The following is a 12938-nucleotide window of genomic DNA, read 5'->3' as shown; positions in this document are numbered from 1 at the left end:
GTTCTCAATTAGAGGCTTGACTGCGGCGTGAAGCAGGCAGCAGTTTGGCAATCGATGATCCGGCGCTGGCGGTTTGCTGGCCGAAATTCGCGTTGTAGGTGGCGATGATTTCGCCAGCGATGGAAATGGCGATTTCCACAGGCAACTTGCCTTTGACCTCGCCGATGCCCATTGGGCAACGCATGCGTTGCACAACGCTGTTGTCGAAACCGCGATCACGAAGACGATGTTCAAACTTCACCCGTTTGGTCTTCGAACCGATCAGGCCGAAGTAGGCAAAGTCGTTGCGCTTGAGGATCGCGGCGGTGAGTTCGAGGTCGAGCTGGTGATTGTGGGTCATGACGATGCAGTAGCTGCCGGCGGGCAGGTCGTCGATTTCATCTACCGGTTCTTCGCTGACAATCTTGCGCACGCCGTGGGGGAGCTGTTCAGGGAATTCGTCTTCCCGCGAATCGATCCAGCGTACCCGGCAAGGCAGGCTGGCGAGCAGTGGCACCAGTGCGCGGCCAACGTGACCGGCGCCGAATACGGCGATCTGCGCCTGGACCTGGCCCATCGGTTCGAACAGCAACACCGTCGCGCCGCCGCAGCACTGGCCAAGGCTGGCGCCGAGGCTGAAGCGCTCCAGGTGCGTGTCCTGTTTGCCGCTGGTGAGCAAGTCGCGGGCGATCTGCATGGCCTTGTATTCCAGATGCCCGCCACCGATGGTGTCAAAGGTCTGGGTGGCGCTGATGACCATCTTCGAACCGGCATTGCGCGGCGTCGAGCCGAGCTCTTCGATGATGGTCACCAACACGCAGGGTTCACCCCGCGATTGCAGGTCGGCGAGGGCGTCGATCCAGTTGTACATGTTTCACCTCAACATCTCTGTTGTCTGTTCGGGCCTCTTCGCTGGCAAGCCAGCTCCTACAGGGATTGCGTCGTTCACATTAACGCGAATCACCGCCCATCTGTAGGAGCTGGCTTGCCAGCGAACCAGGCGACGCGGTCCTAGAGAGAAGCCAACTCGGTTTCAGCCTCAACAGCCTTCGCCACCTTCAACTGCCGCATCTGCTCACAGCCCCACAACACCCGCTCCGGCGTTGCCGGCGCATCGATTTTCGGTTGATGCTTGTAGTCACCGAGGCTCGCCACGGCGTCCTTGATCGCACACCACGACGCAATGCCCAGCATGAACGGCGGCTCACCCACAGCCTTGGAATGGAACACCGTGTCTTCCGGGTTTTTGCGGTTTTCCACCAGCTTCACCCGCAGGTCCAGCGGCATGTCCGCCACGGCCGGGATCTTGTAGCTGGCCGGGCCGTTGGTCATCAGTTTGCCCTTGTTGTTCCACACCAGTTCTTCCATGGTCAGCCAGCCCATGCCCTGGATGAATCCACCCTCGACCTGACCGATGTCGATGGCCGGGTTCAGCGAGGCGCCGACGTCGTGGAGAATGTCGGTGCGCAGCATTTTGTATTCGCCGGTCAGGGTGTCGACGATCACCTCGCAGCACGCTGCGCCAAAGGCGTAGTAGTAGAACGGCCGACCCCGCGCCTGGCTGCGGTCGTAGAAAATTTTCGGGGTCTTGTAGAACCCGGTGCTCGACAGCGACACCTGAGCGAAATACGCCTGCTGGATCAGCGCTTCAAACGTCAGGATGTGATCGCGGACCCGCACGTGACCGTTATGGAATTCCACGTCTTCTTCGCTGACCTTGTAGTGCCGTGCGGCAAATTCGACCAGGCGTTTTTTGATGATTTCAGCCGCGTTCTGTGCCGCTTTACCGTTCAGGTCGGCACCGCTGGACGCCGCCGTTGGCGAAGTGTTCGGCACCTTGTCGGTGTTGGTCGCGGTGATCTGCACGCGGTCCATTTCCACCTGGAACACTTCGGCCACGACTTGCGCGACTTTGGTATTCAGACCCTGGCCCATTTCGGTGCCGCCATGGTTCAGATGGATGCTGCCGTCGGTGTAGACGTGGATCAGCGCGCCGGCCTGGTTGAGGAAGCTGGCGGTGAAGGAAATACCGAATTTTACCGGGGTCAGCGCCAAACCTTTTTTCAGGATCGGGCTGTTGGCGTTGTAGCGACGAATCGCTTCGCGGCGCTCAAAGTACTGGCTGCTTTCTTCCAGTTCTGCGGTCATTTCTTCGAGCATGTTGTGCTCGACGGTCTGGTAGTAATGCGTGACATTACGCTCGGTCTTGCCGTAGTAGTTGGCCTTGCGTACTGCCAGTGGATCGAGGGCCAGATGGCGGGCAATCGCGTCCATCACTTCTTCGATCGCGACCATGCCTTGCGGGCCGCCGAAGCCACGATACGCAGTGTTCGAGGCGGTGTTGGTCTTGCAGCGATGACCGTTGATGGTCGCATCACCCAGGTAGTACGAGTTGTCGGCGTGGAACATCGCGCGGTCGACAATCGACGCCGACAGGTCCGGCGAGCAACCACAGTTCCCGGCCAGTTCCAGGGCAATGCCGTGCAGGCGACCGGTGCTGTCGAAGCCAACGTCGTACTCGACGTAGAACGGGTGACGCTTGCCGGTCATCAGCATGTCTTCAACGCGTGGCAGGCGCATTTTGGTCGGTTGACCGGTGAGGTGCGCGATCACGGCGCACAGGCACGCAGGACTTGCTGCCTGAGTTTCCTTACCGCCGAAACCACCGCCCATGCGGCGCATGTCGACGACGATTTTGTTCATCGATACGTCGAGCACTTCGGCGACGAGCTTCTGCACTTCGGTCGGGTTCTGCGTCGAGCAGTAGACGATCATCCCGCCGTCTTCAGTTGGCATCACCGAAGAGATCTGGGTTTCAAGGTAGAAATGTTCCTGGCCGCCGATGTGCAGCGTGCCCTGGATGCGATGTTCGGCCGCTGCCAAGGCTCCCGCAGAATCGCCGCGCTGATGCGTGTGACTGTCGAGCACGAAGTGGCGTTTGCGCAGGGCTTCGACCACGTCCAGCACCGGCTCCAGATCTTCGTATTCGATGATCGCGGCCATGGCGGCCTTGCGTGCGGTTTCGAGGTCTTTCGCCGCAACGGCGAGCACCGGCTGACCGACGAACTGCACATCATCAATGGCCAGCAGCGGGTCGCCTGGCAACAGCGGGCCAATGTCTTTCAGACCCGGCACGTCTTCGTGGGTGATGGCGATGCGTACGCCTTCGAAGGCGTAGCACGGCTTGGTGTCGATGCTGATGATTTTCGCGTGGGCGCGGTCCGACAAGCGTGCATAAACGTGCAGCTGGTTCGGAAACTCCAGGCGGTCGTCGATGTACTGCGCTTCACCGGACACGTGTTTGGCGGCGCTGTCGTGCTTGACGCTGCGGCCGACACCGGTGGTCAGGTCCTTGGCGAACAGTTCAGCCAGTTCGGCTTGGGTCTTCTCTACAGCGTGATGATTAGACATAAGCGGTCACCCGAGTCTCGATGTGCGGTGTTTGCAGTTCGATGAAGTATTTGCGCAGCAGGTTTTGCGCGCTGAGCAGGCGGTATTCCTTGCTGGCGCGGAAGTCCGACAGCGGGGTGAAATCTTCCGCCAGTGCGGCGCAGGCGCGTTCGACGGTGGCGTGATTGAACGGCGCACCGAGCAATACGGTTTCGCAGGCGCTGGCACGTTTCGCAATGGCCGCCATGCCGCCGAAGGCCACGCGGGCATCGGCGATCACGCCGTTTTCCAGGCGGATATTGAAGGCGGCGCAAACGGCGGAGATGTCATCGTCCAGACGCTTGGACACCTTGTAGGCGCGGAACAGTTGTTCGGCGCTGGCACGCGGCACGATAATCTTCTCGATGAACTCGCTTTCCTGGCGCGCGGTGACCCGGTAATCGATGAAGTAATCTTCCAGGGCCAGGGTGCGCCGGGTTTCGCCTTTGCACAGGACGATCTGCGCGCCGAGAGCAATCAGCAGGGGAGGCGAGTCACCGATGGGCGAGGCGTTGCCGATGTTGCCGCCGAGGGTGCCTTGGTTGCGGATCTGCAGAGACGCAAAACGTTGCAGCAGTTCACCGAAGTCCGGGTACTCGGCGTTCAACGCTTCGTAGCAATCGGAGAGGGCGGTGGCAGCGCCGATTTCCAGGCGATCGTCAAAACGCTCGATGCGCTTCATCTCGGCCACGTTGCCGACGTAAATCATCACCGGCAAGGTGCGGTGGAACTGCGTGACTTCCAGCGCCAGGTCTGTACCACCGGCCAGCAGGCGGGCTTGTGGATAAGCGTCATAGAGGTCGGCCAGGTCAGCGACGGTCAGCGGCACCAGACAGCGCTTGTCGCCGCTGTTGAGTTCGCCAATGGACGTGGGGGCAATGGCTTTCAGGCGCGCGATGGTGTCGGCTTCGCGCGCATCGAACTGGTCCGGTTGCTTGCCGCAGCAGGATTGCTCGGCAGCTTGCAGAATCGGCCGATAACCGGTGCAACGGCAAAGATTGCCGGCCAGCGCTTCGTGGGCTTTGTGTTGGTCCGGTGCATCGCTGTTCTTTTGCAGGGCAAACAGCGACATCACGAAGCCCGGGGTGCAGAAACCGCATTGCGAACCGTGGCACTCGACCATGGCTTTTTGCACGCTGTGCAGTTCGCCTTGGTGTTTGAGGTCTTCAACGCTGATCAGTTGTTTGCCGTGCAGTGACGACACAAACGTCAGGCACGAATTGAGGCTGCGATAACGAATGTGTTCGCGGCCATCGTCATCCGTTTGCAACTCGCCGACCACCACGGTGCAGGCGCCGCAGTCACCGCTGGCGCAGCCTTCTTTGGTGCCGGGTTTGCCCACATGGTCGCGCAGATAGTTGAGCACGGTCAGGTTTGGGTCCAGGGCGTGCTCGCTACGGAGTTCCTGGTTAAGTAAAAACTGGATCACGGAAGGCCTCGCAGACTCATTATTGTTGTTAACCGACTTGAACCGAATTTAGCAGGTCTGACTTTTCGGTCAATGATTTTCTGACTTAAAGGTCAGGAAATAGCATTTTGTCGACGAACACTTCATTTCTTCAGTATTGACCCTCACGCACACGCCTGCTTTTTTGCTTGAATCGTGCCAAAACCGCCGAGTGGGCCCTGCGCCATGACCTATCAAGTGGGTTACACTGCGCCGCTTGTGCAGATCGAAGAGTTCGAAGGACAACCATGACGTTCAAGGCGCCGGACAGCCTCGCCGAGCAAATTGCTCACCACCTCGCCGAACGCATCATTCGCGGCGAAATGAAGCCCGGGGAGCGCATTCAGGAACAGAAGGTCACGCTGGCGCTCAATGTCAGCCGCGGCTCGGTCCGTGAAGCCTTGCTGATCCTTGAGCGTCGCCACCTGATTGCGATCCTGCCGCGAAGGGGCGCCCATGTCACTGAACTCACGGCGCACAAGGTGCAGAGCCTGTGCGCGCTGATGAGCGAGCTGTACATTCTGCTCGGCAATGCCGTGGCCAACGGCTGGAAAACCCAGGCCGACATGGCGCCGTTCGTGCAGATCCAGCAGCGCCTGGCCGCCAGTTACGAGCGTCAGGACATCCGCACCTTCGTCGACGACAGCTTCAATGTGATGCGCGCCGCGTATCCGTTCGCCAACAATCCGTACTTGCAGGAAACCGTCGAGAATCTGCAGCCGGCCATGAGCCGCGCGTATTTCCTCGCCCTGGACCAGCGCAAGGCCTCGATGAGCGAATTCCTTGAACTGTTCGAACGCCTGCTCGCCGCGGTCCTGGACCGTGACTTTGCGCAGATCCGCGAAGTGCTGACGGCTTACGGCCAGCGCAGTTGCGATCTGGTGGTTTCTGCCCTGACGGACGCTTAAGCGTGCGGCTCAAGTGCATCAAGCTGGCGGGGTTCAAATCCTTCGTCGATCCGACCACGGTGAACTTCCCCAGCAACATGGCGGCAGTGGTCGGGCCCAATGGTTGCGGCAAGTCGAACATCATCGACGCCGTGCGCTGGGTGATGGGCGAAAGCTCGGCCAAGAACTTGCGCGGCGAGTCGATGACCGACGTCATCTTCAACGGCTCGACCAGCCGTAAACCGGTGAGCCAGGCCAGCATCGAGCTGGTGTTCGACAACTCCGACGGCACCCTGCTCGGCGAATACGCCGCTTATGCGGAAATTTCCATTCGCCGCAAAGTGACCCGCGACAGCCAGACCACCTATTACCTCAACGGCACCAAATGCCGCCGTCGCGATATCACCGACATCTTTCTGGGGACGGGCCTGGGCCCGCGCAGCTACTCGATCATCGAGCAGGGGATGATCTCCAAGCTGATCGAGTCCAAGCCCGAAGACCTGCGCAACTTTATCGAAGAAGCGGCGGGCATCTCCAAGTACAAGGAGCGCCGGCGCGAGACTGAAAACCGCATCCGTCGCACCCACGAAAACCTCGCGCGCCTGACTGACCTGCGCGAAGAGCTTGAGCGTCAGCTTGAGCGCCTGCACCGCCAGGCCGAGGCCGCGAAGAAGTATCAGGAATACAAAGGCGAAGAGCGCCAGCTCAAGGCTCAGTTGTCAGCCTTACGCTGGCAGGCGTTGAACGAACAGGTCGGTCAGCGCGAAGCGGTGATCGGCAATCAGGAAGTCACCTTCGAAGCGTTGGTCGCCGAGCAACGCAACGCCGATGCCGCCATCGAACGCTTCCGGGACGGGCACCATGACCTGTCCGAGCGCTTCAATCTGGTGCAAGGGCGCTTCTATTCGGTCGGCGGCGACATCGCCCGGGTCGAGCAGAGCATCCAGCACGGCCAGCAACGCCTGCGCCAGCTGCAGGACGATTTGAAAGAAGCCGAGCGTGCACGCCTGGAAACCGAGTCTCACCTGGGCCACGACCGCACGCTGTTGCTGACCCTCGGCGAAGAGCTCGACATGCTCACGCCGGAACAGGAGGTCACCAGCGCCGCCGCCGAAGAAGCCGCCGCCGCGCTTGAAGAATCCGAAACCACCATGCACGGCTGGCAGGAGCAGTGGGACACGTTCAACCTGACCGCCGCCGAACCACGTCGCCAATCCGAAGTGCAGCAGTCACGCATCCAGCAGCTGGAAACCAGCATGGAGCGTCTGGCCGACCGCCAGAAGCGCCTCGGCGAAGAACGCGCGTTGCTCTCGGCGGACCCGGAAGACGCGGCGATCATGGAGCTCAGTGAGCAACTGGCGGCCAGTGAAGCCACGCTTGAGGATTTGCAGGCCAGCGAAGAGGCGCAGGTCGAACGCCTTGAACAATTGCGTCAGGAGCTGCAATTAGCCCTGCACAATCAGCAGCAGGCGCAAGGCGATTTGCAGCGCCTCAACGGTCGTCTCGCGTCCCTTGAAGCTTTGCAGCAAGCCGCGCTCGATCCGGGCACCGGTACCGCCGAATGGTTGCGCGAACAACATCTGGCGGATCGTCCGCGCCTGGCCGAAGGCTTGAAGGTTGAAGCGGGTTGGGAGCTGGCGGTAGAAACCGTGCTCGGCGCCGACCTGCAAGCGGTGCTGGTGGATGACTTCGGCGACTTCGATCTGGCCGGTTTTGCCCAAGGCGATTTGCGTTTGCTCAGCCCCGCCAGTGATGGCGTGCGCGTGCCGGGCAGCTTGCTCGGCAAGGTTGAGGCGCAGATCGATTTGTCACCGTGGCTGGGGCAGGTCAAACCGGTCGACAACCTCGAACAGGCGTTGGCGCTGCGCGGTCAATTGACGGCCGGGCAGAGCTTGATTAGTCGTGATGGTTACTGGGTCGGTCGGCACTTTTTACGCGTGCGTCGGGCCAGCGAAGCCGAAAGCGGTGTGCTGGCGCGCGGCCAGGAAATCCAGCGCTTGACCGAGGAGCGTGAAGAGCGCGAAGCCACGGTCGAAACCCTGGAAACCCAACTTCAAAATCTCAGGGCGCAACAGCGTCAGCAGGAAAACGGTCGCGAACACCTGCGCCGTTTGCTGCAAGACGAAGCGCGACAGCAAGGTGAATTGAAAGCTCAGCTATCCGCTGGCAAAGCCAAGGCAGAGCAGCTGACGCTGCGCCGTAAGCGCCTCGACGAAGAGCTCGCCGAGCTGAGCGAACAACGCACGCTGGAACACGAGAGCATCGGCGAAGCGCGCCTGCAATTGCAGGAAGCCCTCGACGCCATGGCGCTGGACACCGAGCAGCGTGAATTGCTGCTGGCCCAGCGCGACAGCTTGCGCGAGCGACTGGATCGGGTGCGTCAGGAAGCCCGGCAGCACAAGGACCACGCGCATCAATTAGCCGTGCGCCTCGGTTCGCTGAAGGCGCAACACGACTCGACGCGGCAGGCGCTGGAGCGGCTGGAAATGCAGTCCGAGCGCCTGACCGAAAAACGCGAACAGCTCAGCCTCAATCTGGAGGAGGGCGAGGCGCCGCTGGAAGAGTTGCGGCTGAAGCTTGAAGAGCTGCTCGACAAACGCATGACCGTCGATGAAGAACTCAAGACCGCGCAGATCGCCCTGGAAGACGCCGATCGCGAACTGCGCGATGCCGAGAAACGGCGTAACCAGGCCGAGCAGCAGTCGCAGTTGATTCGCGGCCAGATGGAAACCCAGCGCATGGAATGGCAAGCCCTGACCGTGCGCCGCAAGACGCTCGAAGACCAATTGCACGAAGACGGCTACGACCTGCACGGCGTGCTCGCCACGCTGACTGCTGAAGCCAATGAGAAGGATGCCGAAGAAGAACTTGAACGTATCGCCGCGCGCATTCAGCGTCTCGGTGCAATCAACCTGGCAGCCATTGACGAATACCAGCAACAATCCGAGCGTAAGCGTTATCTGGATGCGCAGAACGACGATCTGGTAGAAGCACTGGACACGCTCGAGAACGTGATTCGCAAGATCGACAAGGAAACCCGTAACCGTTTCAAAGATACCTTTGATCAGATCAATGGCGGTTTACAGGCACTTTTCCCAAAAGTTTTCGGTGGAGGACGCGCGTATTTGGAACTGACGGGCGAAGATCTACTCGATACAGGGGTAACGATCATGGCGCAGCCGCCAGGGAAGAAGAACAGCACCATCCATTTACTCTCCGGCGGCGAAAAAGCCCTGACTGCTTTGGCTCTGGTTTTTGCAATCTTCAAGTTGAACCCGGCGCCGTTCTGCATGCTCGATGAAGTTGACGCGCCACTGGATGACGCTAACGTTGGACGCTACGCACGGCTGGTAAAAGAAATGTCGCAAACGGTGCAGTTCATTTATATCACCCACAACAAGATCGCCATGGAAATGGCCGAACAGCTGATGGGTGTAACGATGCACGAACCGGGTTGTTCGCGACTGGTGGCCGTGGATGTCGAGGAGGCGATGGCGATGGTGGATGCCTGAGTTGGCGTTTGTAGGGTAAGTATTGCGGGGGTGTAGGAAGTTTTTACTTGCCTCTACTTGCTGGCCAATCGACATATTCGCTCAAGCCTTGGTGGCAGACGGTGTAAAGTTGCCTTTGGTCGTGCTAGTTTAATGTCAATTTTTCGTATACGTGGGCAAAACGCCTGTCAGAACATAGAGTTGGCGCCACGTTTTAAAGCGGTTTACAGGTTGTAAACCTCTTATTTTTCAGCATTTTTTATAGAGGCACGGGATTACATGGAAATCGGTCTGCGCGAGTGGCTGATCGTCATCGGCATTATTGTCATTGCCGGTATTCTTTTTGATGGCTGGCGCCGGATGCGCGGCGGCAAGGGAAAACTGAAATTCCGTCTTGACCGAAGTTTGTCCAATTTACCGGAAGAGGACGCCGGCGCCGAGCTGTTGGGCCCGCACCGTGTATTGGATACGCAGAAAGAACCACAACTGGACGAGCACGATCTGCCGTCGGTGAGCATGCCTGCCCGTGAACCGCGTGAATCGGGTTCCAAACGCGGCAAGCGTGGCCATGGCGAGCCTTCCCAGGGCGACATGAACCTCAGCCTGGACCTGGACGGCGGCCCGAGCTTCAGCAGCCGTGACGACGATTTCCCGGATGACACCAAGGCCTCGCCAGCCGTCAGCGAAAAAGATCATCCACACGCTGAAGAAGTGCTGGTGATCAGCGTGATCTGCCGTGACGCCGCCGGTTTCAAAGGCCCGGCGCTGTTGCAGAACATTCTGGAAAGCGGTTTGCGCTTCGGTGAAATGGACATTTTCCACCGTCACGAAAGCATGGCCGGAAATGGCGAAGTTCTGTTTTCCATGGCCAATGCGGTCAAGCCGGGTGTCTTTGATCTGGATGACATCGATCACTTCAGCACCCCGGCCGTGAGCTTTTTCCTCGGTCTGCCAGGCCCGCGTCATCCCAAGCAAGCCTTCGACGTGATGGTGGCTGCGGCGCGCAAACTGTCCCAGGAGCTGAACGGCGAACTGAAAGACGACCAGCGCAGCGTGTTGACCGCCCAGACGATTGAGCACTACCGTCAGCGCATTGTTGAGTTCGAACGTCGCGCGTTGACCCAGAAGCGCTGAAATTGGCAACGTATGGGGGGCTGCGCCGCGTCTCCCGTACCCTGTAGGAGCCGAGCTTGCTCGCGATGGCGATCTCAAAGAAGCCATCGCCGGCAAGCCGTGCTCCTACAATGATTTAACAGATTGAGCAGCCTCGGCTGCTCTTTTGCTTTATGAGAGAACACCCATGACCGCCGCCAAAAACCGCATTCTAGAGCTGCGCGCTGAGCTGGATCAGCACAACTATCGTTATCACGTACTGGATGAACCAAGCATCCCGGACGCCGAATACGACCGTTTGTTCCACGAGCTCAAGGCCCTTGAAGCGGCTAACCCCGAACTGATCACCAGCGATTCGCCGACCCAGCGCGTGGGCAGCGCGGCGTTGTCGGCATTCACTCAGGTGCGTCACGAAGTACCGATGCTCAGCCTCGGCAACGCCTTCGAAGAAACCGACATGCGCGAGTTCGATCGCCGGGTGACGGAAGGCCTGGATTTGCCGGCCGGTGATCTGTTCGGAGGCGGTGCGGCGGTGGAATACAGCTGCGAACCCAAGCTCGATGGCCTGGCGGTCAGCCTGATGTATCAGGACGGCGTGCTGGTACGCGGCGCCACGCGCGGCGACGGCACCACTGGCGAAGACATCAGCGTCAACGTGCGCACCGTGCGCAACATCCCGCTCAAGCTGCACGGCACTGGCTGGCCCGCGACCCTGGAAGTGCGCGGCGAAGTGTTCATGTCCAAAGCCGGTTTCGAACGGCTCAATGCCACGCAGCTGGAAGTCGGCGGCAAGACCTTCGCCAACCCGCGTAATGCGGCAGCCGGCAGCTTGCGCCAACTGGATTCAAAGATAACCGCCAACCGCCCGCTGGAATTCTGCTGCTACGGCATCGGCCAGATTTCGGCGGACATTGCCGACACGCACATTGGTAATCTCAAGCAGCTCCAGGTGTGGGGCATGCCGATCAGTCATGAACTGAAGCTGGCGCACGGCATCGACGAATGCCTGGATTACTACCGCGACATCGGTGAGCGTCGTAATGGGCTGGCGTACGAAATCGACGGCGTGGTGTTCAAGGTCAACAGCATCGCCTCCCAGCGGGAACTGGGTTTCCGCGCTCGTGAGCCGCGCTGGGCGATCGCGCACAAATTCCCGGCCATGGAAGAACTCACCGAGCTGCTCGACGTCGAGTTCCAGGTCGGTCGTACCGGCGCCGTCACGCCGGTGGCGCGTTTGAAACCGGTCAAGGTGGCCGGTGTCACCGTGGCCAATGCGACCTTGCACAACATGGATGAGGTTGCTCGTCTGGGCCTGATGATCGGCGATACGGTGATCATCCGTCGCGCGGGTGACGTGATTCCCCAAGTGGTGCAAGTGGTGCTTGAGCGCCGACCGGAAGATGCTCGCCCGGTACAGATTCCCGAGCAGTGCCCAGTGTGCGGTTCGCAGGTCGAGCGCACGCAACTGGTCAAGCGCAGCAAAGGTCGCGAGACCGTCAGCGAGGGCGCGGTGTACCGTTGTGTCGGTCGTCTGGCGTGTGGTGCGCAGCTCAAGCAGGCGATCATTCACTTCGTTTCCCGTCGCGCGATGGATATCGAGGGCCTGGGGGACAAGAGCGTCGAGCAGTTGGTCGACGAAGGTTTGGTGAGTTCGCCGGCTGACTTGTATGCCCTGAAGTTCGACGACATTGTCGATCTGGAAGGGTTTGCCGAGGTGTCGAGCAACAAGCTGCTGAGTGCCATCGAAGACAGCAAAAAGCCGAGCCTGGCGCGGTTTATCTATGCCCTTGGGATTCCCGATGTCGGCGAAGAGACGGCCAAGGTGCTGGCGCGCTCTCTAGGCTCATTGGAGCGGGTTCAGCAGGCATTGCCGCACGTGCTCACCTACTTGCCGGACGTTGGTCTGGAAGTGGCTCACGAGATCCACAGCTTCTTTGAAGATGCGCATAACCAGCAAGTGATCGAAGAACTGCTCAAGCACGGCTTGCAGATTCAGGATCAAGGCGAGCTTGGCGCCGAATTTGCTGCAAGCACCACGCTGGGCGGACTCCTCGACAAACTGCACATCCCTTCGGTAGGGCCGGGTGGTGCGCAGAAGCTGGCGGACAAGTTTGGTTCGCTTGAAGCGGTGATGAACGCCGATTGGCTGGACATGCGTCAGGCGCTGCCGGAGAAACAGGCCAATTCGGTTCGCGAGTTTTTTGCGGTCGAGGACAATCGCCAGCTCGCCGAGGCTGCCGAGAAGCAGCTGCGCGATTTTGGCATGCACTGGCAGAGCGAGAAAAAAGTCGTCGAAGGCTTGCCACTGGCAGGGCAGACCTGGGTGCTGACCGGTTCGCTGGAATTGATGAGCCGCGACATCGCCAAGGACAAACTCGAAAGCCTGGGTGCCAAGGTGGCGGGTTCGGTGTCAGCCAAGACCCATTGCGTGGTGGCGGGGCCGGGGGCTGGTTCCAAGTTGGCCAAGGCTAATGAGCTGGGGTTGAAAGTGCTTGATGAGGAAGCGTTTGTCGAATTTCTGCGTAAGCACGATATTTCGGTGTGATGTCCTTCGCTGGCAAGCCAGCTCCTACAGGGTTTACGCGATCCTTG

The 12938-nt window shown here is 59.8% G+C and carries 7 protein-coding genes; 4 read left to right on the top strand and 3 right to left on the bottom strand.

Annotated elements, in window-relative coordinates; genetic code table 11:
* Positions 1–4: 4 nt before the first annotated feature.
* The 3 genes from xdhC to xdhA all read right to left on the bottom strand — a co-directional run bounded on the left by xdhC (position 5) and on the right by xdhA (position 4837).
* Positions 5–850, bottom strand: coding sequence for a xanthine dehydrogenase accessory protein XdhC (xdhC, locus tag ACA048_RS19785; RefSeq protein ID WP_497625922.1), 846 nt, complete (start codon positions 848–850; stop codon positions 5–7).
* Positions 851–990: 140 nt separating this feature from the next.
* Entirely contained in the window at positions 991–3390 is a 2400-nt protein-coding gene (xdhB, locus tag ACA048_RS19780) for a xanthine dehydrogenase molybdopterin binding subunit (RefSeq protein ID WP_497625921.1), read from the bottom strand.
* Positions 3383–4837 carry a xanthine dehydrogenase small subunit gene (xdhA, locus tag ACA048_RS19775; protein ID WP_497625920.1) on the bottom strand — a complete coding sequence of 485 codons (1455 nt, stop codon included), beginning with the start codon at positions 4835–4837 and terminating at the stop codon, positions 3383–3385. Before xdhA ends, xdhB begins: the two co-directional genes overlap by 8 nt.
* Before the next feature lie 266 nt (positions 4838–5103).
* Here xdhA and ACA048_RS19770 point away from each other — a divergent pair, with 266 nt between their 5' ends.
* The 4 genes from ACA048_RS19770 (at position 5104) to ligA (ending at position 12891) form a co-directional block, all read left to right on the top strand.
* Positions 5104–5763, top strand: a complete 660-nt coding sequence (locus ACA048_RS19770; RefSeq protein WP_497625919.1) for a GntR family transcriptional regulator — start codon at positions 5104–5106, stop codon at positions 5761–5763.
* 2 nt (positions 5764–5765) lie between these two features.
* The gene (gene smc, locus ACA048_RS19765) at positions 5766–9254 is read left to right on the top strand and encodes a chromosome segregation protein SMC (protein ID WP_497625918.1); all 3489 of its coding nucleotides are present in this window, start codon (positions 5766–5768) and stop codon (positions 9252–9254) included.
* A gap of 258 nt (positions 9255–9512) precedes the next feature.
* The gene (zipA, locus tag ACA048_RS19760) at positions 9513–10367 is read left to right on the top strand and encodes a cell division protein ZipA (RefSeq protein ID WP_497625917.1); all 855 of its coding nucleotides are present in this window, start codon (positions 9513–9515) and stop codon (positions 10365–10367) included.
* Between the two features lie 166 nt (positions 10368–10533).
* Complete coding sequence (ligA, locus tag ACA048_RS19755; RefSeq protein ID WP_497625916.1) at positions 10534–12891, top strand: NAD-dependent DNA ligase LigA; 2358 nt, start codon at positions 10534–10536, stop codon at positions 12889–12891.
* Positions 12892–12938 lie beyond the last annotated feature (47 nt).

This window comes from Pseudomonas sp. LBUM1659 (assembly GCF_059716045.1).
The sequence above is the reverse complement of the archived record's forward strand: the minus strand, read 5'-3'. Positions and strand labels throughout refer to the sequence as shown.

Excerpts from the sequence above, each read along its gene's own strand:
- xdhC (WP_497625922.1), bottom strand. The coding sequence starts at position 850 with ATGTACAACTGGATCGACGCCCTCGCCGACCTGCAATCGCGGGGTGAA.
- xdhB (WP_497625921.1), bottom strand. The coding sequence starts at position 3,390 with ATGTCTAATCATCACGCTGTAGAGAAGACCCAAGCCGAACTGGCTGAA.
- ACA048_RS19770 (WP_497625919.1), top strand. The coding sequence starts at position 5,104 with ATGACGTTCAAGGCGCCGGACAGCCTCGCCGAGCAAATTGCTCACCAC.
- zipA (WP_497625917.1), top strand. The coding sequence starts at position 9,513 with ATGGAAATCGGTCTGCGCGAGTGGCTGATCGTCATCGGCATTATTGTC.
- ligA (WP_497625916.1), top strand. The coding sequence starts at position 10,534 with ATGACCGCCGCCAAAAACCGCATTCTAGAGCTGCGCGCTGAGCTGGAT.